14 protein-coding genes are annotated in these 22,379 nt (G+C 61.6%); 10 read left to right on the top strand and 4 right to left on the bottom strand.

Going from position 1 to position 22,379, the window contains the following annotated elements:
* Nucleotide 1: 1 nt before the first annotated feature.
* From Q9235_RS19600 to Q9235_RS19590, 3 genes are read left to right on the top strand one after another with little or no spacing between them, the layout of a single operon-like run.
* A complete protein-coding gene (locus Q9235_RS19600) occupies nt 2-907 on the top strand; it encodes a methyltransferase domain-containing protein (RefSeq protein ID WP_306223470.1) in 906 nt (301 codons plus the stop codon).
* Nucleotides 904-2,145, top strand: coding sequence for a glycoside hydrolase family 5 protein (locus Q9235_RS19595; protein ID WP_306223469.1), 1,242 nt, complete (start codon nt 904-906; stop codon nt 2,143-2,145). Before Q9235_RS19600 ends, Q9235_RS19595 begins: the two co-directional genes overlap by 4 nt.
* A 7-nt stretch (nt 2,146-2,152) precedes the next feature.
* Nucleotides 2,153-3,250, top strand: coding sequence for an acyltransferase family protein (locus tag Q9235_RS19590; protein WP_306223468.1), 1,098 nt, complete (start codon nt 2,153-2,155; stop codon nt 3,248-3,250).
* On the opposite strand, the gene Q9235_RS19585 is transcribed toward Q9235_RS19590, so the two are convergent.
* A complete protein-coding gene (locus Q9235_RS19585; RefSeq protein ID WP_306223467.1) occupies nt 3,220-4,827 on the bottom strand; it encodes a glucan biosynthesis protein G in 1,608 nt (535 codons plus the stop codon). The genes Q9235_RS19590 and Q9235_RS19585 overlap by 31 nt on opposite strands.
* A gap of 303 nt (nt 4,828-5,130) precedes the next feature.
* Here Q9235_RS19585 and bglX point away from each other — a divergent pair, with 303 nt between their 5' ends.
* The gene (bglX, locus tag Q9235_RS19580) at nt 5,131-7,527 is read left to right on the top strand and encodes a beta-glucosidase BglX (RefSeq protein ID WP_306223466.1); all 2,397 of its coding nucleotides are present in this window, start codon (nt 5,131-5,133) and stop codon (nt 7,525-7,527) included.
* A gap of 251 nt (nt 7,528-7,778) precedes the next feature.
* Nucleotides 7,779-8,867 (top strand): hypothetical protein, encoded by a 1,089-nt coding sequence (locus tag Q9235_RS19575; protein ID WP_306223465.1) that lies wholly within the window; start codon nt 7,779-7,781, stop codon nt 8,865-8,867.
* A gap of 134 nt (nt 8,868-9,001) precedes the next feature.
* Here the strand turns inward: Q9235_RS19575 and Q9235_RS19570 are convergent, their stop codons facing one another.
* From Q9235_RS19570 to Q9235_RS19560, 3 genes are read right to left on the bottom strand one after another with little or no spacing between them, the layout of a single operon-like run.
* On the bottom strand, nt 9,002-10,204 hold the full coding sequence (locus Q9235_RS19570; RefSeq protein WP_306223464.1) for a KpsE/RkpR family capsule polysaccharide export protein: 1,203 nt from the start codon (nt 10,202-10,204) through the stop codon (nt 9,002-9,004).
* 40 nt (nt 10,205-10,244) lie between these two features.
* A complete protein-coding gene (locus Q9235_RS19565; RefSeq protein ID WP_306223463.1) occupies nt 10,245-11,027 on the bottom strand; it encodes an ABC transporter ATP-binding protein in 783 nt (260 codons plus the stop codon).
* Nucleotides 11,024-12,337, bottom strand: a complete 1,314-nt coding sequence (locus Q9235_RS19560; protein WP_306223462.1) for a KpsE/RkpR family capsule polysaccharide export protein — start codon at nt 12,335-12,337, stop codon at nt 11,024-11,026. The genes Q9235_RS19565 and Q9235_RS19560 overlap by 4 nt, the downstream gene beginning before the upstream one ends.
* A gap of 232 nt (nt 12,338-12,569) precedes the next feature.
* Here Q9235_RS19560 and Q9235_RS19555 point away from each other — a divergent pair, with 232 nt between their 5' ends.
* The 5 genes from Q9235_RS19555 to Q9235_RS19535 all read left to right on the top strand — a co-directional run bounded on the left by Q9235_RS19555 (nt 12,570) and on the right by Q9235_RS19535 (nt 22,250).
* Nucleotides 12,570-13,370 (top strand): ABC transporter permease, encoded by an 801-nt coding sequence (locus tag Q9235_RS19555; RefSeq protein WP_306223461.1) that lies wholly within the window; start codon nt 12,570-12,572, stop codon nt 13,368-13,370.
* A 258-nt stretch (nt 13,371-13,628) separates the two neighbouring features.
* On the top strand, nt 13,629-15,290 hold the full coding sequence (locus Q9235_RS19550) for a type I secretion system permease/ATPase (protein WP_306223460.1): 1,662 nt from the start codon (nt 13,629-13,631) through the stop codon (nt 15,288-15,290).
* Entirely contained in the window at nt 15,287-16,603 is a 1,317-nt protein-coding gene (locus Q9235_RS19545) for an HlyD family type I secretion periplasmic adaptor subunit (RefSeq protein ID WP_306223459.1), read from the top strand. Before Q9235_RS19550 ends, Q9235_RS19545 begins: the two co-directional genes overlap by 4 nt.
* Nucleotides 16,604-16,932: 329 nt before the next feature.
* Nucleotides 16,933-20,901, top strand: coding sequence for a beta strand repeat-containing protein (locus Q9235_RS19540; RefSeq protein WP_306223458.1), 3,969 nt, complete (start codon nt 16,933-16,935; stop codon nt 20,899-20,901).
* 101 nt (nt 20,902-21,002) lie between these two features.
* On the top strand, nt 21,003-22,250 hold the full coding sequence (locus Q9235_RS19535) for a right-handed parallel beta-helix repeat-containing protein (protein WP_306223457.1): 1,248 nt from the start codon (nt 21,003-21,005) through the stop codon (nt 22,248-22,250).
* Nucleotides 22,251-22,379 lie beyond the last annotated feature (129 nt).

The raw sequence follows: 22,379 nt of genomic DNA, 5'->3' as shown, positions 1-22,379 counted from the left end.
GATGAACTCCGTCCTGCGCAATCTCGAAATGACCGTGCTTGGCCTCGGCTTCCTGGGCCTGGCCTGGGGCAAGAACAAGCTGAACGGCTACACCACGCCGAACGGCGTGGCGAAATCCGACCCCGAAGGCCAGATCGCCTATCTGCTCGACATCTTCGCAGCGCTGCGCCGCTTCATGCCGCCGGATGTCGACCTGCGCGGGCGGGACGTGCTCGAACTGAGCCCAGGCGCCTCGCGCGGCAACGGCGTGCTCTTCCTCGCACTGGGCGCGCGGTCCTACCATGCGATCGACGTGTTCGACCTTGCGGGCGGCGAAGAACCCGGGTTCTACGAGCGGCTGCTCGACCGGTTTCCCGAAGGCCGCATCGCCGACCGGGCACGGGCGCGAGCTTTCGCCAGCACGCCCGGCTTGCGCGAATTCGGCTATGCCGTCGGGCGGGATTTCGACATCCCGCGCCTGGCCGAAGGCAGGACATTCGACCTGATCGTCAGTTGCGCGGCCTTCGAGCACTACGATCATCCTGCGAGCGCGATCGCGGCCATGACGCAGGTCGCGCGGCCGGGTTGCGAAACGGTCCATATCATCGACCTGCAGACGCATTCGCGCTGGATCCGCGAGCATGACCCGAACAACATCTACCGCTATCCCGAGCCGCTCTACCGGCTCTTCGCCTTTCCCGGGCAGCCGAACCGGCAGCGGCCCGCCGACTATGTCAGCGACTTCGAAAGCCGAGGCTGGAGCGATGTCCGCTTCGTGCCGTCACGGACGGTCGATCCCGCCCTGCGCGAGGCTTCGCTGCGCGGCCTGGCTGCTCCCTTCGCCGGCCAGGCCGACATGGCCGTCCTCGATGGCGCCCTGACGGCGCGCTATCCGGGCAAGACCGGTGTTTCGGGCGCATCGTCATGACGAGCCGCCGCTCCGTTCTCTCCGGCATGGCCGGCCTTGCGACGCTTGCCTGTCTCGGCGCGGAACGAACCGCAATGGGAGCCGGCGCGGATATCCCGCTGTTTCGCCGCGGCATCGGCGTCTCGCATGCGCTGGGCTGGGCGGAGGTCAGCGCCGACGGCAGCTATGGGAATGCACCCTTCTCGGCGCCGCGCTTCCGCTTCGATGCGATGCAGCGGCAGGCGATCCGCGCCGCCGGTTTCGATTTCGTGCGCCTCGCCGTCGATCTCGGGCCTTTCCTCGCCTTTCGCGACGCGGCCCGCGACATGCTGGACGCGCTTCTCCTGGCCACGGTTCGCGACCTGCTCGATGCCGATCTCGGCGTGATCGTCGACCTGCATCCGAGTGCGATGAACCCGGCCTACCGGCCCGTCGCTTTGACCGCAGGCGTGGACGCGCCGGCATTCCGTGCCGTGCTCGCCCTGCAGCAACGCCTCGCGAGGCTGCTGGGACAACTGGCTCACGATCGGGCAGGCGCCTCGGCGCCGCGGCTCGCCTTCGAGCTGATGAACGAGCCGGAGATGCCGCAGCCGGCCTGGCAGCCGATGCTGGAAGCCTGCTACCGGGCAGCCCGCAAGGGCTCTGCGCGGCTCCCGCTGGTGCTGGGCGGCGGATCGATGAATGCGGCGGCCGCGCTGACGACGATCGACATGCGCCCGTTCGCGGGGGATCCGCGCCTGATCTACACCTATCACGACTATGCGCCCTGGCAGTTCACGCATCAGGCCGTACGCGGCAGCCCGGCCCACGCGCTGGAGGCGATCCCCTATCCGGCGCCGCCCTCGGCCGAGGCGATGATCGCCGCGACCGAGGGCCGCATCGCCAGCCTCGGTCTCGACGGCGCCGCGCTGGAGCAGGCGCACAAGGCGAAACGATCGCTGGCACGTTACGCAAGCTTCGCCCGGCCGAGCCTTGAGAAGACCTTTCGGCAGGTCGACGCCTGGCGCAGCGCCCAAGGCCTGCCCGCCCATGCCGTCCTGCTTGGCGAGTTCGGCGTTCATCGGACGCCCTATATGTCTACACCCGAAGGCGCCGCCGCCCGCGGAACCTGGCTGCGCGACATGCGCGAGCTCGCCGAGGCACATGGCTTCGCCTGGTCCGCATGGACCTACGCGGGAGCCGGCGGATTCGCGCTCGCCGAAAGCGAGACCGGGCCGGGTTTCGATGCTGCCACGCGCCGCGCGCTCGGCCTCCGGTGAGGCCGGCATGACCCGACAGCGCTATGCCCATCTCGACGGATTGCGGGCCATCGCGGCGCTCGCCGTGATGGTCGAGCATCTGTTCGGCGACCTGCTCAGGCAGGCTCCTTCCGCAACCGGCCCGATGGGCGCGGTCGCCCGGTCGATCGTCGAGAACCTGAGCCTCGGCCGGTTCGGGGTGGCGCTGTTCTTCCTGGTCAGCGGCTTCGTCGTGCCGTTCAGCATTCAGGGCGAGCGACCGCTCCGGCACTTCGCGATCTCCCGGCTGTTCAGGCTCTATCCGGCGCTCTGGCTGGCGCTGGCCCTGCTCGCATTCATGGCCTGGCTGTCCGGCGACAGGGCGCCGATGGCAACCGTACTGGCCAATATGACGATGGCGCCGCCGCTTTTCGGCCAGCCCTGGCTCTCGCCGATCTACTGGACCCTCTTCGTCGAACTCGTCTTCTACGGTCTCGTCACATTGCTGTTCGCGACGGGAATGCTGCGCAACACCGGCGCCCTGCTCGGCCTCGGCCTGGGCTTGATCGCAGCGACCGTCCTGCCTGTGCAGTTACAAGCGCACGGGATCGCCGGACTGCCGGTACAGTATCTCGGCATGCATCTGTCTTTCCTGTTGCTCGGACTGCTGCTGCGGCTCTGGCTGGTGGAACGGCGGCCCGGCGCGCAGCTTTCGACCGTGGTTCTCGGCTTCGCGCAGCTCGCAGCGGTCGCTGCGGTCTCATCGTTTTCGCTGGCGCGCGGCGACCATTTCATCATGGAAGGTCTAAGACCCGTCCTCGGCGCCTATCTCGCCGCTTTCGCGGTCTTTTTCGCTGCGATCAGACTGGAGCGACCGCGATCGCCCCTGCTCGCCCGGATCGGGCTGATCAGCTATGCGATGTATCTATTCCACGGGCCGGTCAACGCCGCGGTCTATCGCGCCCTGCCCCTGACCGGGCTGCTCAGCGATCTCGCGACGATGCTGATCTGCATCGGCCTGACGCTCGCGCTGTCCTGGCTCGTCTATCGTCTGGTCGAGCGACCGATGATACAGCTCGGGCGCTCGCTATCGGCGGGGCGAGTAGGCCCCGCTACCTACTCCATCGCCTTGAAGCGGTTGAGATAGGTTTCCTTGTTCGTCGCCGCCTGCGATGCCGGCAGCCTGAACTTCCAGGTCTCGGTGAGCGTGCGGTCGCCGAGCTTCAGGACCGCGTCGAGATCCGACGAGACCGCCGGGTTCTTGACCTTGATCCGATAGCTCAGGCGCCAGCCCTGGATGGCCGGATTGGGCTGCAACTCGGTGCCGACGATCTCGATATTGTCATTGGCGCCAACCACGGCCGTGGGGCGGGCGTCCTTCGGCAGCTTGCGCAGCGAGGGGCCCTTGAAGTCGATCAGGAAGGCCAGCGTGCCGTCGCCGGCGCGGATCAAGTTGGACTGGTAGAACTCGCCGGCCGAGCGCATCGTCTGCCAGACATAGGCGATATCCCCCTTCATCAGGGCCGGCTCGTCCATGGTCCAGTGCATGCGGTAGTCGAAGCGCATCGGCTCGCCGAACGGAGGCCGGCTGTCGGGCACCCAGAGCGTGACGATATTGTCGTTGGTCTCGTCGGCGGTCGGGATCTCGACGAGGCGGACATTGCCCTTGCCCCAATCGTTGGTCGGCTCGATCCAGGCGCTCGGGCGCAGATCGTAGCGATCCTTCAGGTCCTCGTAGCGCGAGAAGTCGCGCCCGCGCTGGAGCAGGCCAAAGCCCTTCGGGTTCTCGGCCGCGATATCGCTGATCGCGACCATGGACGGGTTGACCAGCGGCCGCCAGATCCACTCGCCATTGCCGCCGCGGACGGCGAGCCCGTTGGAATCATGGATCGCGGGGCGGAAACTCGGGGTCGGTGAAGGCTGCTGCGGGCCGTAGAGGAACATGCTCGTCAAGGGCGCGATGCCGAGCGTCGTCGGCGAGGCACCTTGCCGCAGGAAGATGCGCGCCTTGACGCTGAGCACGGCGTCGGAGCCGGGCGTCAGCGTGAACTCATAGGCGCCCGACGCGCGCACCGAATCCATCAATGCGTAGAAGGTCAGTTGCTTGTCCTTCGGCTTCGGACGGCGCAGCCAGAACTCGCGGAAAGCCGGGAACTCCTCGGCGATCGGCAGGCCGGTATCGATCGCCAGCCCCCGCCCGGACAGGCCATAAATCTGGTTCTTGCCGATGACGCGGAAATAGCTCGCGCCGAGGACGCTCATGATCTCGTCGAGCTTGCCGGCCTGGTTGATCGGATAGACCACACGGAAGCCGGCCCAGCCGAGCTTGCTCGTCGCCTCGCGGTCGAAATGCAGGTCGGCGAAGTCGAAACGCCCGGAATCATAGGGGATTTCGTGGGCAGCGCCATCGACGATCTCGCTGATCTTCACCGGCGTATTGAACTGCATGCCCTGGTGATAGAAGGCCAGCTTGAACGGCGTCTTGTATTCCATCCAGGCGAAGCGATCGCGCTTCGGCTGCATCTTCTGGTAGTCGGCGAACTGCATCTTGCTGAAGACGTCGGGCAGGTTGCTGACCGGCGCGACATAGGCCGCATCCGCCAGCGCCTTCGCCTTGGCGACGACGTCGTCGAGCCCGAATTTCGGACGCTGCTGCGCGAAGGCCGACGGCCCCGCGACGGCCGCGACGGCGAGCAAGCCGAGCGCCATGCCCAGCCGCGCCAAGCCCGATCTGCTCCGGACCGTGTCGCATTGGTCCAGCAGCCGCATCAGCATGGGTCGGGCTGAAGAGGAAGATCGGGCCATGAGCGGGGCCCCGTCGGCAGAACGGGTCGACAAGTTCACACTACCTCCTTAAAAGTGGGCGTCGGCGGGACGGAGCGCCCGTCCTCTCCAGGCAGCGGCGCACCGAACACATGCCCATCATCGAGACAAGGGTCAAGGAATGAGCGTCGTTCTCCTCGAACCACGCGACCCTTTGCCACCCTCCATCCAGCCGCCCTCAATTCGCAAGTGAACGAACTCAGCATGGATCACGAGAACGCTGCGCCGGTCGTCGAAGGACTGGAGACGGTGTCCCCTGAGCAGGCCGCTGCCGGCCTCTCCCGCCGGCAGACGCTCGGCGCCATGGCCTCGGCCGCCTTCGTTGCCGGAATGGCCGCACTTCCCGCGGCGGCCAAGACCAGACAGGCGCGCACCGCCGGTTCCGCTGCGACGAAGAAGGCTTTCGTCGACAAGCTGATCGCGCAGATGACCGTGGACGAGAAGGTCGGGCAGCTCCGCCTGATCAGCATCGGCCCGGAAATGCCCTTCGCCAAAATCGTCGAGGAGATCGCCGCCGGGCGCATCGCCGGCTCGTTCAACACGGTCGTCCGGCGCGACAACCGGCCGATGCAGGAAGCCGCGGTCAAGCGCTCGCGCCTGAAGATCCCGCTCTTCTTCGCCTATGACGTGGTGCATGGCCACCGCACCACCTTCCCGATCCCGCTCGGCCTCGCGTCGAGCTTCGACATGGCCGTGATCGAGCGGATGGCCCGCGTCTCGGCGGTCGAGGCCTGCAATGACGGCGTCGACATGACCTTCGCGCCGATGGTCGACATCAGCCACGACCCGCGCTGGGGCCGCACCTCCGAGGGCTTCGGCGAGGACCCCTATCTCGTCAGCGAATGCGCGCGGGCCAGCGTGCGCGGCTTCCAGGGCACATCGCCCAACCAGCCCAACACGATCATGGCCGCGGTCAAGCATTTCGCGCTCTACGGCGCGGTCGAGGGCGGGCGCGACTACAACACGGTCGACATGAGTCCGCTGCGCATGCACCAGATCTACCTGCCGCCCTACAAGGCGGCGATCGACGCCGGCTCCGGCGGCGTCATGGTCGCGCTGAACTCGGTCAACGGCGTGCCGGCGACCTCCAATACCTGGCTGATGCAGGACCTGCTGCGCAAGCAATGGGGCTTCAAGGGCGTCACCATCAGCGACCACGGCGCAATCACGGAACTGACGCGCCACGGCGTCGCCCGCGACAACCGCGAGGCCGCCAAGCTCGCGATCAAGGCCGGCATCGACCTCAGCATGGCCGACCAGGTCTATCTCGCCGAAGTGCCCGGCCTGATCGCATCGGGCGAGATCAAGATGGCCGAGCTCGACGCCTGCGTGCGCGAGGTGCTCGGCGCCAAATACGACATGGGCCTCTTCGCCAACCCGTTCCTGCGGATGGGCAAGCAGGAGGACGATCCCGTCGACGTGCGCTCCAACGACCGGCTGCATCGGGAACCGGCCCGCGAGATCGCGCGCGAATCCATCGTGCTGCTGGAAAACCGCAACCAGACACTGCCGCTGAAGAAGCAGGGCACGATCGCACTCGTCGGTCCGCTGGCCGATTCAGGCCTCGACATCCTCGGGAGCTGGTCGGCGCAGGGCGTCGCCGAACAGGCCGTCACGATCAAGGCCGGTATCGAGAAGGCGATCGGCGACAAGGCCAGGCTGCTGACCGCACGCGGCGCCAACGTGCTCGACGACCAGAAGGTGGTCGACTACCTGAATTTCCTGAACTGGGACAAGCCCGAGGTCATCCAGGATCCCCGCCCGCTCGACGTGATGATCGAGGAGGCCGTCGCCGTCGCCAACCAGTCCGACGTGGTGATCGCCGTCGTCGGCGAGGTGCGCGGCATGTCGCATGAATCCTCGAGCCGCGTCACGATCGAGATGCCGGGCTCGCAGCGCAAGCTGCTGCAGGCGCTGAAAGCGACCGGCAAGCCGCTCGTCGTCCTGCTGATGAACGGGCGCCCGCTCGCCATCGGCTGGGAAAAGGACAATGCCGACGCGCTGCTGGAGACCTGGTATTCCGGCACCGAGGGTGGCAACGCGATCGCCGACATCCTGTTCGGCGACCACAACCCCTCCGCCAAGCTGCCGATCAGCTTTCCGCGCTCGGCCGGCCAGATCCCGACCTATTACAACGCGCTGCGGATCGGGCGCCCCTACACGCCGGGCAAGCCCGGCAACTACACCTCGCAATATTTCGAGGAGGAGCAGGGCGCTCTCTATCCGTTCGGCTTCGGCCTGAGCTTCAGCAGCTTTACCCTGACCGACCTCAAGCTCTCGGCCAGCCGCATCAAGCGCGGCGAGAAGCTGACGGCCGAGGCAACGCTGACCAATACCGGCAGCTTCGAAGGGGCGAATGTCGTGCAGCTCTACATCGCCGACCCCTATGCCTCGATCGCACGGCCGGTGAAGGAGCTGAAGGGCTTCCAGAAGGTAACGCTGAAGCCTGGCGAAGCCAGAGTGGTGCGCTTCGAGATCGGCCCGGAGCAGCTCAAGTTCGTCAATGGCGAGCTGAAAGAGGTGATCGAGAGCGGCCAGTTCGACGTCCAGGTCGGGCTGGATTCACGTGAGGTGCTGCAGCAGTCTTTCCACCTCGCCTGAACGAGCAGCCCCGAGGCTTCCGGCGGGGCGAGCCTGAAACCACGATCAGCCCCTGACGGCTCCCGACCGGCTGGGGGGCCACCAGCGCCGGGGGGCATGACGGCCGCCTCGCTTCCTAAAGCCGATCGAACCAGCGACTAACCCTCAGCTCGTAAAACGTATGCGGAGCGACGTTCACGGGCTCAATCCTGAGTGCAGTGCCCCGAGAGCGTTGGGTCACAACGACACCCAACCCGCTTCAGCGGCCATGCATGCTGCTGGCCGCGCTCAATCGACCTGTACGATTGTGCGATGCGGCCGATCCCCTTAGGAAAAGCGATATGGATTTTGTCGCTGTCGGCTACCCCAGCCCCCTGGCCAAGTGGGCTTTCCTTTTCCTTGAGCAGGCACTCCGTCGCATCGTGCCGAATTTGTCAGTCGTCCGCCTCGATCGCTTCGACACGCTCGCTGAACAGCCGGAGCATGCGGGCAAGCGACTTGTCCTCTCGATGTTTCCGAATCCGGCATTCGCCGAGGCCTGCTTTCGGAGCGGAAGGCCATGCTTGGTCTTCGCCGACGATCTTGTCGAATCGGTGCGGCACACCCAGGCCACACATCGCATCTCGCCCTATGCCGCGCTTCGCCCGATTTCAGCGGGATTGGTTCTGGCCCGCCCCTTCGCGCAAACCGATCTGGGAAAGGTCATCAGAAGGGATATTCGCGGTACCCCGGCCGATATTCTCAGGATCTTTCTCGAGCATTTCGCGATCGATATCTCCAGCGATATCGCCGAAGACATTTGCCAGGGTATTGGCTTCGAAGATGTCAGCTTGTCCGCCAAACTCCGCCAGGACACGCGCGACCTGCCAGAACCGAGCGACGCGGATCGCGATGTCATCGCCCAGGTGCTCGGTGGATTACATGAAAACCTGGGGCAGCCGACGCCTGGAGAGGTTACCTGGCCGAGGCAGTGCTTCTTGCTCGGAGACCAGCCGAACTCGGCAGTTCCCGTCGCCATCGATCTGACAGGCCGCGCCCGCATCATCTTTTATGGACCCTATTTTCACCTTCCGCGTGGCTACTGGAATGCACGGGTCCTGATCGGTTTCTCGCGAGACATCCGAGGCATGCCCTTTTCAATCGAGGCACATAGCACCGAATTGCTCGGTAAAGCTCGAGTCTTCGCCGAGCTTGGCGGCATTTTCGAATTCGAGTTCGCAGCGCGCGTGGCGAAACCTCATGAACCGATCGAGATCAGGATCATGAGCGAACAAGGCGCCATAGAAGGGCATATGGGGCTGATCAGCGTTGGCTTCCGGGATTGGCGCCCGCTATCGGATGATCCGGCCTCCACCGCATAGCCGTGAGAGGCCGGGTACCGGCAGCATCGGGCTATAGAGTACCTGACCGCCTATCGTATTCGGTCCGGTACTCCAGCTCTTTGATCTTGCATCGGCTTTGTCCGAAAACCGCATGCCACTTTCGGAGCAATGCTCTATCCGGCATGAGCGGCGGAGTGCTCCCTGATGCCGGAACTCACCAGCCAGAAAATCAGGTAGAACAACAGAGACCACCCGAACACGGTGATCACGCTCACCAGACGGCGCGGCACCGTCGATTGATCCGGCAGGTTGGGCTCCACGATCCGCTGCAAGAAAACCTGCTGCCGGCGTGCATCGTTCTGAGCGAGGGTCAATCCGGCAACGGCCGCCGCAAGCCGCCGGGTGGCGAATTGCTGCTGCAACGTCAGGCGTTCATACTGCGCAACCTTGTCGGCGAGCCCGGCGCCACTGGCTGCGACCTGGTCACGCTGGGAGGCAATTTGCTGCTGAAGAGAGGAAGCGTGCGCAATCAACGGCGCCAGTTGCGGACTGTTGGGGGCGCCCTGACGCAACTGCTCGATCTGCGCGACCGTGTTGGCGAGCTCCGTGTTCAACTTGCCAATCAACTCAGTCAGCAAGATCGCATTGCGCTGCGGATCGAGGAGCAACTCTCGATTCCGAAACTGCGTCAGAGAAATCTGACTAAGGACAAGGGCCTCCTCGCTTCGCGCCACTTCGTCGCTGGCCGTCTTGATCGCATCGTTCCTGATGCGCTCGTTGAGGCGGTTGACCATCTCTTCGGCCAGATCGAGAAGCGTCGTAGTCATGAGCTTGGCGGCCGTTGGCTCGAAGGCTTCGATCGATATGGTCAGGACACCTGTCTCTCGACTGGGTACGGCACTCGCCATGCGCTTGTAGTAGCGGTAGAATTCTTCATTCGAACGCCCGTATAGCCAAGATGGCCAGCGTGACAGGAAATCGGCCTGCGCCACGTCGAAATAGGTCTTCACCGGCAATTTGGCGCTCAGCGCATCCAAGGCATCTCGGGATAGGATATAGGCCTGCACGGTGCTGGTCTCGTCAGCTCCGCCCGCAAGTCCAGTTGTCTTGAGAAAGGAAGCAAGCCCTCCGGTCGGCGCCGGCTCGGCAGCCCTGCGCACGACAACCTGCGCCTCCGAAACGTAACGGTCAGATGCGATCCATCCGTAATACAGCACTGTGAGCAAATTCGGCAGGATCACCAGCAACGCGAACAATTTGTATCGAAGAAGCTTTTCCAACCGGAAGCGCGGCTTCGCCGAGCGGCTGGCCGATATCTCAGCAGGACGCCGGGCATTCTGCTGCGAAACGATACGGGGAGATCCATCCTGAAGCATATTGGCCTATATCAGCGGCCTCAGCCGCGTTCTCCTGCCGTCAGAGCGATGTGTATATTTCGGCGGCGAGATCGAGGTCCCGAAACACGCGCCCCCTCCCCCCCTTCAGGATCAGGGCAGCCGTGCAGTGCTCTCGCACGAATGCTGCATCGTGGATGGCAATGATCATCGCGCAATGCCTTCTACGAACGAACAGTTCTTCATAACATCGTTCCTGGAAACGACGGTCTCCTACGGCGAGCACCTCGTCGATCAGGATGCAGTCGAAATCGATGGCAAAGGATAGCGCGAAAGCCAGCCTTGCACGCATGCCGGTGGAGTAGAATCGCATCGGCAGATGAAGCTGCTTACCCAAAGCCGCGAATGACTGGATGTAATCGAGCTTTTGTTCGAAAGGGGCATTGTAGACCCGCAAGAGGAACCGGGCATAGTCATAGCCGGTCATCTCACCTTGAACGACTCCGTCGATTGCAATGGGCCACGACATCGACAAGCCGCGATGAATGGTACCGGTATTCGGAAGCTGCAACCCGCACAGGAGGCTGATCAAAGTCGACTTGCCAGCGCCGTTCCGACCGAGGATCGCCAAGCGCTCTCCCATGCAGACTTCAAAGGAAATCCCGTCGAGCACGCGTCTCCGGCCGATCTCCGTGTTGAATTCCATGACGACACCATCGGCGACGATGGCACGCCGACCCGCGGCTTGAGCATGCTCCTCTTCCACCCCATGGCTTTGCCGGGCATTGCCGCCCCACGGCCTCAAGCGGCGCTGGGCTCCTTCCCTGAGGTCCCGCAGCCATTGCGTTTGACGCACGATATTCATCGCCCGTGGTGAAGCCGGGAATCGCGTACGACCCACCTCAGAATGCCAAATAAAGAAACGGCGATGCCCCCGATCAGCAGCGTCAGAAGCAGGCGCCGTGGCTCTGTTGCGTAATCAGCCAGTGTCGGACCTGAAATGCGTTCGATGAAGATGTGCTGACGCGCTTCCTGCAATCGCGCCGTTTCGGCCTGCTCCAATGCCGCGGCATAGATCCGATCGGCAAACTCGCGTTGAAGGCTCAACTTCTGATATTCGGCCAAGGTCGGCGCCAGCGAACCATCCGGCCCGGCAAGCTTGCGCTGCTGAACGGAAATCTGCTCTTCAAGCGCAGCTATCTGGCCGCGCAGCAGAGACACCTGGTTGCTCGCCGGAGCGGTTTTCGTCAGGTCGGAAAGCTGCGCCTTGAGCGCGACGCTCTGGGTGGCCAACCCGGCGATCGTCTCAACGATGACAGCCGACATCGCAATGGGATCGATCATCCTTTCGCGCAACCGAAAGGCCGTCAGGTTGGCCTGGGCGTCCACCACCTCCTTATGGGCAACAGCCACCTGGTCCGAAGCGGCCCGGACCGCATCCTGCCGCGCGCGCGCATCCATCCTATTGACCAGGGCCTCCGCTCCCGCCAGCAAGCTGTCCCCCACGGACTTGGCGTCTTCGGGACGGAAGCCCTCCGCCGTCAACTTGATGACCCCTGTCATCGGATCGTAGTCGACATTGACCATTCGCGAAAAATACTGCTTCAGCCGGTGCTTGCTGTCGCTCCGAAACGGGCCGGGATAGGCTGCCAGGAAATCCGCCTCGTCACGCGAGAACAGCTTCCGCAGATCGAGCGCCCGGTCGACCGTATCCATGCCGTCTTCGGATTTCATGAAAGTAACGACCACATTGGCATCGCTGTCGCCAGCGCTCGCTCCCATGCTGGTCGATCCCGCCGCGCCGGATTGCGCCGATATCATCGACGCCAACCGACCACTCCCCGAACTATCCGTGTTGCGAACGATGAATTCACTTTGCGAAACGTAGCGATCCGCCGCGATCACGCCGAAATAGAGCGCCCCACAGAGAACAGGTAACGCGACCAGCGCTCCCCATCCCAGGGCGCCATCGATATCCGTCCATCGCCGCCGGCGCGGCACGCCTCCGTACAGATCGTAGACTTCACCATCTGCGGCGGTACGCAGAGGGCGCAGAAGCACGAACTCCGAAGCCGGCTGATCCGCGACCTGCCGAACGGCCATCTGCCTGCGGAGAGAAATACCACGCGCCGCGATAAACTTATGGATTCCCGGCAGCTTGAAGGGTCCCAACATATCTCCGACATCGCCTAGCGAAGTTGAAATCTGAACTGTCCGAAGGACTCATACCAGATTCACCGCACGACCGTCATGTTATCCCAAGCCAGCAGGCAGCGCTCGCGAGCACGAAAAGCCAGCCGCGGCCTCCGCGGAAGCTGGAGCCATCGTCGAGCCGTGATCGGCTGCAACACGTCCCAGGATTGACAAGAGGCTTCGGTCAAACGCAAAGCTGATGATCCCTGGCCGGATGACGAAGCCCCGCGCAGTGCACGACCCAACGTTGACGACCAGAGTGTCCGTGCAGTTGCAAGTCATCGCCGCGCTGATGATTCGCAATGTGATGGCGAAATATGGGCGAGGCAACCTGGGCTTTCTATGGCTGGTCGTCGAGCCGATCTTTCTCGTCGGTGGTGTCATCCTGGTATGGGTCTTTCTCCACCGTGGGGGGTACGGCGTTTCCGTGGCCGCGTTTGTCCTGAGCGGCTACATGCCCCTGACGCTGTGGCGCCATCTTTCCAACGCCGTTCGTGTCATGTCGGGAAACTACGGCTTGCTCTATCATCGCCGCATTACGATCTTCGACATCATGATCGCGCGAGCCTTGACGGAGATCGCCGGAGTCAGCGCGGCCGGGATCATCGTCTATCTGATCCTGCTGTCGGTTGGGAGCCTGAACTGGATCGCGGAACCCTCGTTGCTGCTTGCCGGATGGCTCATCATGAGCGCTTTCGCCTTCGGTTTCGGCTGCATTACCGCTGGCCTCTCAGAACGATCGGAAGTTCTCGAAAACCTGATTCAGCCAACCCAATACCTCCTCATGCCGCTTTCGGGGTGCTTTTTCATGGTATCCTGGCTCCCGAAACAAGCTCAAGAACTGGCGCTCCTCATACCCATGGTCCATATGTATGAGCTGATCCGGGCCGGCATTTTTGGAAAAGACGTCACAACGTATTATAGTTTTGAATATATGGCTATCTGGACATTTTCTATCATTTTCTTGGGAATTTTAAGTATAAATTCATCCAGAAAAATATTGACTTTTCGTTAAAATCTAATTTTACTTAGATTTATATTGGATAAATTTTTTATAATCAGAGCATACTCTTATCGATATCATTTTAGAACATTTTGCTATTTACCTCGGAAGCCATCGTTGACGAAAATGCAATCTATCTCCATGATCCCACTTTGCGTGAAGAGACGCTGCCCCCTACGGCATTTTTGAGAACAACTGATGCGCCTACCCTCTAAATCTCCGCGGGGCGCCTCTCCACTAAGCCTTCGACCGTACCTTGGCTCCCTGGCCGTGGTTGGGGTGTTTTCCGGCCTGATCAATGCAGCGATGCTGGCCGGCTCAATTTACATGCTCCAGGTTTATGATCGCGTACTCAGTTCACGCAGCGTTCCAACGCTGATTGGCATCAGCCTGCTATTGTTGTTCACTTATCTTCTACAAGGCCTCCTCGATGCCGTCCGCGCCCGCATGCTCGCGCGAATAGGCGCGAGCTTCGATGAACGCATCTCGCCCCTCGCCTTTACCGCATCCAGGAAACTGCCGTTGATGGGCGTCAGTTCGGACAATGCCTTGCAGCCGCTGCGCGACGTTGATGCGATCCGAAGCTTCCTCGCCTCGATCGGCCCGACGGCCCTGTTCGATCTACCTTGGATGCCCCTCTTCTTCATCGGCTGCTTTCTGCTTCATCCGTGGCTCGGATGGCTCGCCGTTGCGGGCGGAGGCGTGATCATACTCATCACCGCGCTCAGCGAATGGGCTACGCGAAAGAACGGCAAGGACCTGATGGAAAGCGGCAGCCTTCGGCGCAGCATCGCCGATGCCAGCCGACGAAACGCCGAAATCTTGGCCGCCATGGGAATGGGTGCCGCCTTTGACGGAAACTGGCAACGGGCCAACGCCCGGCATCTTCGCAATCTTATTCGCGGCGCCGATGCAGTGAGCGGCATCAGTTCATTCGCCAAGATATTTCGCCTAGCCTTACAGTCGACCGTCCTGGGGCTCGGCGCCTATCTCGTGATCAAAGGCGACGCCTCCGGCGGAGCGATGATCGCAGCCTCGATCATGACTTCTCGCGCCCTGGCCCCCATAGAGACTGCAGTTGCGAATTGGCGCGGCTTCGTCACCGCCCGGCAAGGCTATACCCGCCTCGCGCGCCTATTCGGTGAGAATTCATTCGGACCCGGCCCGCAAACAACCTTGCCCCCGCCAGAACAGGGAATCGAGATCGAGAATCTGGCCGTCAGAGCTCCCGGACGACAGAACACCATCCTGAACGGCATTTCATTTCGATTACAAGCTGGCGCTGGACTTGGCGTCATCGGTCCGAGCGGCTCGGGCAAGTCGACACTCGCACGGGCCCTCGTTGGCGCCTGGCCTCCTCTTCACGGAGAGGTTCGCCTCGACGGAGCCGCACTCCATCAATGGGAAGCCGCGAATCTGGGGCGCCACATCGGCTATTTGCCCCAGGATATCGAGTTGCTCGACGGCACGGTTGCAGAGAACATTGCCCGCTTCAGCCCAGACGCGAATGATGAAGCCATCGTTGCAGCAGCCAAGGCCGCAGGAGCACACGGCATGATCGTGAAGCTCGACAACGGCTACGATACGCGAATTGGCGAAGAGGGAGCTTCCCTGTCGGGAGGGCAGCGCCAGCGGATCGGCCTTGCAAGAGCCCTCTATGGCATGCCGTTTCTCGTCGTCCTCGACGAACCAAACTCGAATCTCGATCACGCCGGTGATGAAGCTTTGAATTTCGCGATCAAGGGTATTCGCGCGCGCGGCGGCATCGTCGTGATCATAACCCACCGCCCTGCTGCCATAGCCGGCGTCGACCAAATCGCGATTCTGGCGGACGGGCGGTTGCAAGCGATCGGCCCGCGCGACCAGATTCTCAAGAATGTCATCCAGCAGACCACCGCTCCGGGCGCTCAGCGTCAAAGCCTGGTCTCATGACGGCAACGACCATCGCACCGTCCGAGTTTGATCGATCTCTCAGCAAACTGCGCTTGATCGGCGCTACGAGCGTTCTCGCCTTTTTCGGGATCGTAGGCACCTGGGCCTGCACAACCGGTATTTCGGGAGCGGTCATCGCCTCAGGACAGTTCGTGGTCGAAGGCAACACGAAAAAGATACAACACCCTACAGGCGGGGTCGTTGCAGCGTTGCTAGTCAAGGAAGGCGATCACGTTCAGGAAAACCAGATCGTCATCAGACTTGATGGAACACTTGCTCGCGTCGGGCTCCACGTCGTAACTCGGCAACTTGATGAGCTTTTCGCGCGACGCCAGCGTCTCATCGCAGAGGCCGACGAGCAATCCACGGTCTCGCACGCTCCCGAATTCGCCGATCGCACGAAAGAAGCAGGCATTGCCAGCCTGTTCACTGCCGAACAGAAGCTGTTCACCGCGCGCCGCACAGCTCGTGACGGACAGAGGGCCCAACTCGAGCAACGCATCATTCAGTTCGAGAATGAAATCGAGGGACTACAGGCCCAATTGACGTCACGGGACGAACAGATCGTTCTGGTAGCGCAGGAACTGGTTGCCGCGCGCGAATTATACACAAAAAACCTGGTGTCTCTGGCCCGAAAGATCGCGCTTGAACGCGAAGCAGTTAACATTGCCGGTCAGAAGGGGCAAATCATAGCGGCGCTAGCACAATCGCGCGGCAAGATCGCTGAAATACGCCTTCAAATCTTCCAGATCGAAGACAGCTTCCGTGAGGAAGTCCTGAAAGACCTTCGTGAAACACAAGCAAAGATAGCGGAACTGACCGAGCGACGCATCGCCGCTGAAGACCAACTCAAGCGGGTCGACATCCGGGCCAGCACCGCTGGCGTCGTCCATCAACTCGCCGTTCATACCGTGGGCGGTGTGATCAGCCCTGCCGAACCCGCGATGCTCATCGTCCCCGACAACGAACCGCTTCAGATCGAGGCTCGCGTCACTCCCGCCGACATCGACCAAGTCCGACCGGGTGGCGCAGCTCAAATCAAGCTGCATGCCTTTAATCAGCGCATTACGCCAGAATTAACCGGCACAGTCAGCCATGTATCTGCCGACACAAGCCGAGATCAGATCAACGGCCCCTCGTTCTATATCGTGCGAATCGTCGTACCGCCCAGTCAACTCGATAAATTTGGCGGGCAACGCCTGAGCCCCGGCATGACAGCCGACGTTTTTATTACTACAGAAAATAGAACTCCACTCGAATTTATCGCCAAGCCGCTGAAGGAACAATTCAACAAAGCATTTCGTGAGCGATAGAATTTGATCTTTTATTTTGATAATTTTTTATAGAAACTTATACTAATAATTTATTTTATTCAGATTTGCATTATTTGATCTTTTCTCAATTCTTGGGAATTTTCACTACACATCTCCCAAGAATAACTTGATAAAAATCCGACCTCGAGAAAGCCGTGCGCTGCCGCACAACAATGCGCGCACCGCCCCCCCCAAATGGGACTTGCTTAACCATAGGTTTCGTCAGACAAAAATCGCTACCAATAAACCTTCTGAACCATGGCGGTTTTCTACGGAATTCCGCAACGGAACAAACAATAGTCGAGGCGCCTATAGGGGCGCGGGAGGAAATGATGGCGGTTACCCAATCTGGCGACGTCGTCGACACAATCGCCACCGACGGCGATCTCTGGGTCGGCAACACCGGTACAGGCTCCCTCACCGTCGACGGCGGCAGCGTCAAATCCATCACGGCGGCAGGTGCAGGCTCGGCCTCGGCGGAAGCTCGACTTTGGATAGGCCGCCCCTCGGCGGGCGGAGGCGCCCCAGCCGGCAACGGCACGGTGACGGTCAGCGGCACGGGTTCCGTCTTGGAGGTCGTGAGCGCCGGGCGCCCCGACGGCGGCGCCAGTGTTCAAATCGGACGGGGCGGAACCGGCAATGTTTCGATCACGTCGGGGGCTACGCTTCGGGTCATCGATCCTGTGGGCACGGCCTACGACTATGCTGGCGGCGTCGGGAATGAAGGTATGAATGTCGGCCGCGATCCCGGCGGCAATGGCTCCCTGACAGTCGATAATGGCCATGTCGTGCTTGCCGGAACCGGCACCATCATGACCGTTGGCCGGGGTGGCGGTACCGGCACGGCAAACTTTGTCAACGGCTCGACGCTGGATCTGTCCGCAACCATTGCAACTGCTGATGTGGGCATTCACATCGGGCGCGGCAGCAAGGGTACCATGACCCTCAACGCCTCCTCGGCAACGATTACCGGCGGCGGTGCTGCTGCGGTGCCGGGAGAAGATTACGGAGCATACGTTAACGTCGGCCGTGAGATCGGCGGTGACGGAACACTATCGCTCACGGCAGCGACGATGACGCTGTCTGGGGATAGCAGCCTGCCTGATACACCCGGCTCGTACGCGTCCATCAATGTTGGCCGGGACGGCGGCACCGGGCTGATGACGCTAAATGGTTCGTCGCTCACGCTCAATAATTCGGCGGAATCGTCCGGAGTTCACGTAGGACGCAGTTCGATCAGCGGCGCGACGTCTAAGGGCACATTGTCGATGTCCGGATCGACCTTGACGCTAGACACGAAGGACTTTGCCAATTTCGGTGTAGGCCGCGGAACCGGCGCCGAAGGATCAGCGACCGTGAGTTCGGGATCCACGGTGACGATGCAGGGCGACCTTGGCTCAACACTTTGGCTTGGCACGACCAATAACGCGGCCAACAGCACGGGCGGCATCGGCACGCTCAATATCCAAGGAGCGACAAGCACGGTTGTCTTTCAAGGTGACAACTCCGGTAGTTACGCGGTCGCCAATATCGGCCAGTTCGGCGGTACAGGTACCCTGAACATCGATGGCGGAACGCTCCGGATGCAGGGCGCCGTCGGCGCAATTATGAATATCGGCTTCCAGTTCGATTCTGCCCGACCCGGTAATGTCGCGGCGAACTCCGCGGGCTCGGGCTCCCTCATCCTGACGAACGGTGCCAAGTTCGAGATGATCGATGGCAGCGGTTCCAACGGTCTGCGCCTTGGCAATGGCGCCGGAACCGCCACGATGGAAGTGCGGTCGGGCAGCGTCGCTGATCTCGATGACGACGCGGCGGGCGGGACCTATGTCGCCGTTGGGAGCGGCCTAGCCGGGTCCGGCGTAGCGACCTTGCTTGTCAATGGCTCTGGGTCCCGAGTAGAGGGCGCCAGCTTCGTGATGGTTGGACGAAATACCTTCGAAACCAACAATTCCGGCGGAAATGGACGCCTGATCATAGAGAACGGCGGTACGGTCGTCGCTGATGGCGGGGCGCGTATCGGCTCAGGCGGCCGCTTGTCGGGCGATGGCGGCACGCTGTCGATGCAGCCGGACAGATGGCTGATTGTTGCCGACGACGGGGCAATCGGCGACGCGGCCGGTGCCGTGCAAAAGCTGACCGTAAGTGGCAATCTGGGCGTCCAGGAAGGTGCAAACGCACGTTTTGACATCACAAGTACCGGAAACGACCAGATTGTCGTGCAAAGCTCGACCGGCAATACGGGCAATGCCTTTCTCGGCGCGACTGATTTCGACCTGAACGTTCTCGGTGGGTATAAGTTCTCAGCAGGGGAAACCCGGACCCTCATCACCAGCGGGACCGGCAAATTCGTCGGCTTAGATCCCGCTAATTTTGCTTCAAGCACGGTTGCTCTAAACGGCCAGCATGCCGATTTCAGCTACTATTTGGGGGTGTTGAGTGGAGGCTCGAGCTTTGGCCTGTCGGCGCTGAATTCCGGCACGACAGGCGGCCTCGCTACGCTGGATTTCGGCGCAGCATCCACCATCGGTGCCAGCTTCATGTTCAACGGAGCCGCGAATTTCGCGCGCGTCTTCGGCGGTTTCCAGGGCGGCCCGGGCGGCCTGACTGTCGGGGTCGATGCAGTTTTGGGAACGTCGAACGGTGATGCGTTCGACGCATCCCAGTCGTCCCTGGCGATGGTGCTCGACGGCCGCGGCGGAAGCGACACGCTTATCGGCGGGGCGGGCGGCGACGCTCTGCGCGGCGGCATCGGCGCGGATACTCTGACCGGCAACGCCGGCACGGACCTCTACTACTTTGCGTCGGCCGATCTTCAGTCCGGTGTACGCGATACGATCAATGATTACGCGGCAGGCGAGACGGTGCGCTTCGGCGCGGTCAATTCTGCCTCCGTTACGGCTGCGCTGTCGGGAAGCGACAGGCTGTTGACCATTGCGGTCTCGGGCGGCAACGCGGAAATCCTGGTCAAGGGCAACGGTGTTCTGACGACCGTATTCGGATCGGAGCCGGCCAGCCTTGCGACCGACTTCGCATCGAACTATGCGAACGTGACCACGAAAGCCTTCGATCTCGCTAATGCCAATGCCTGGCTCACCGACACGCGGGTCTACGACGCCCTGCAGCGACTCGATACGGTCGACGTGTTCAACGACGACGGAACCCGCGTTTTCACCGATTTCGACCAAGGGAATGCGCGCACCGACACCTCCACGCAGACGATCTATGATAGTCTCGGGCGCACCGACATAGTTGACGTTCGCAACGATAACGGTACCCGAATCTATACCGATTTCGACCAGGGGAGCACGCGCACCGATATCTCCACGCTGACGGCTTATGACAATCTGAGCCGGGTGGACTATGTCGACGTGCGCAACGACAACGCAACGCGGATATTCACCGATTTCGACCAAGCCAATGCCAGGGTGGACACCTCGACGCTGACTGCCTACGACAATCTGAGCCGGGTGGACTATGTCGACGTGCGCAACGACAACGCAACGCGGATATTCACCGATTTCGACCAAGCCAATGCCAGGGTGGACACCTCGACGCTGACTGCCTACGACAATCTGAGCCGGGTGGACTATGTCGACGTGCGCAACGACAACGCAACGCGGATATTCACCGATTTCGACCAAGCCAATGCCAGGGTGGACACCTCGACGCTGACTGCCTACGACAATCTGAGCCGGGTGGACTATGTCGACGTGCGCAACGACAACGCAACGCGGATATTCACCGATTTCGACCAAGCCAATGCCAGGGTGGACACCTCGACGCTGACTGCCTACGACAATCTGAGCCGGGTGGACTATGTCGACGTGCGCAACGACAACGCAACGCGGATATTCACCGATTTCGACCAAGCCAATGCCAGGGTGGACACCTCGACGCTGACTGCCTACGACAATCTGAGCCGCATCGACTATGTCGATGTCCGCAACGATGATGGAACCCGTGTCTTCACCGATTTCGACCAAGCGGGTGCGAGGGCCGATGCTTCCACCCGCACGCTCTACGACACTCTGGGACGGGTCGACATCGTGGACGTGCTCAACGACGATGGGACCCGGGTCTTCACTGATTTCGACCAGGCCAATGCGAATGCGATCGCTTCGACACGCACGGTTTACGATACACTCGCGCGGATCGACTACATCGACATTATTCGCGACGATGGGACACGGCAGTTCACCGATCTCGACCAGGCCGGCATCTACAGCTGGTCATCCACACGCACCGAGTATGCGGCAAACGGTAGTGTCATCTCCGTAACCACCATTCCTGATTGAAGTGTGCTGGCCACAGAATTGGCATCGACGTACCAGATACCTCTCTAGAAGCGCCCGAATGATTTCGGGCGCTTGCTTTTGAGTTCAGACTGGAGACGGCCATGCAGCGTCGGACCTTTCTCAAGCAGATGAGCCTATCAATAGCGGCGTCTGTGTCAGGCCTGAGCGGCATTGCAAGCGCCTGGGGGCAGAGTCCCTCCGCAGCTCTTCCGGCCGCTCCGCTGGGGCGGAGCCTGCTGGATTTCATTTCACCAGACCTGCATCAACGGGTCGCCGAGGGGCGGAGCAATGAAGACCTCTCCGATTCCTTTCGTCGCGCGCTCACGGCCGGCGGACGCATCGTTGTTCCCGGCGGAACCTATGTCATCGGCAGCGCCATACGCGTTCTGCTCCAACGCTCCACGGCTCTGATCTGCGCCCCCGATGCGCGCATCGTTTTCTCAGGAGGCCTCGGGAGCCAGGCGTTTCGGATAGAAGGAGCCGGGCTTTACTCCTTCGATGTCGAAGGAGGCACCTTCGACATGAGCGCGGTCACGGCGAAGACTGTTACCGGAGATGTTGGCACCGTGTTCGACCTGTTTCGCACGCGTCGCTGGAGTCTCGAACGCTGCGAATTTATCGCAGGCACAAGCTTATCCGAACTCAACGGCGACAGCGCACTCGACGCGGTCGATTGCGGGCCCGGCGCCGTCATGAACTGCATATTTCAAGGCTGGGCCGATGGCGGCCTCTATCTAAGCGGCGGCAACGATCTGAAAGCGAATGACGACGGCGATACGACGGTGATATCCAACTGCGTTTTCCGCTTCTGTTCGACGGGCGTCCAAGTCAAACGCCGCAACCGGCATGTCCGCGTCCATACAAGCCACTTCCATCGCTGCCATGTCGGCGTCGGTGCCTTCGCGGTCGGCGCCGGAGAGGTTCGCCCTGGCGATCGCATGACCATCATCGCCAACAGCTTTGTCGATTGCGTCACCCCAATCGAGATGCGGGGGGGCGAGGGTCTTTCAATGATCAACGAGAACCGAATAGAAGATTTCGGCTATCTGGATTCGGGCCGCGCCGTTTCGCCCCCTTGCGCGATCCTGCTCAAAGGCGCTTCCGACTGCATGATTTCGGGCAATATGATCACATTATCCAACAGGAAGCGAACCCACCACCGCGGCATCTCCATCGAACCCTACTCCGTCGGGCAGAATATTTACGCTGCTACCAACAACGTCGTTCGATCGAACACCTTCATGCGCTTGGCAACGGGCGTCTATGCCTCAGGCACCGGCCCGACACAGGTCGGAGGCAACGGCTTTATCGACGTGTTGCAAGAACAGGACATAGCCGCTCCTCCTTGATGACACCCTCGGAATAGGAGGAGCCTCCGGGGCGTCCGCCCCTTTCTCGCAAGGTGCAGGGCACGCGTCTCGACCGTCTGGCTCGCGAGCTCCGATCCAATACGCCCGCATCTTGCAAAAGACTTCCCG

Source organism: Bosea beijingensis (genome assembly GCF_030758975.1).
GTDB lineage: Bacteria > Pseudomonadota > Alphaproteobacteria > Rhizobiales > Beijerinckiaceae > Allobosea > Allobosea beijingensis.
The sequence above is the reverse complement of the archived record's forward strand: the minus strand, read 5'-3'. Positions and strand labels throughout refer to the sequence as shown.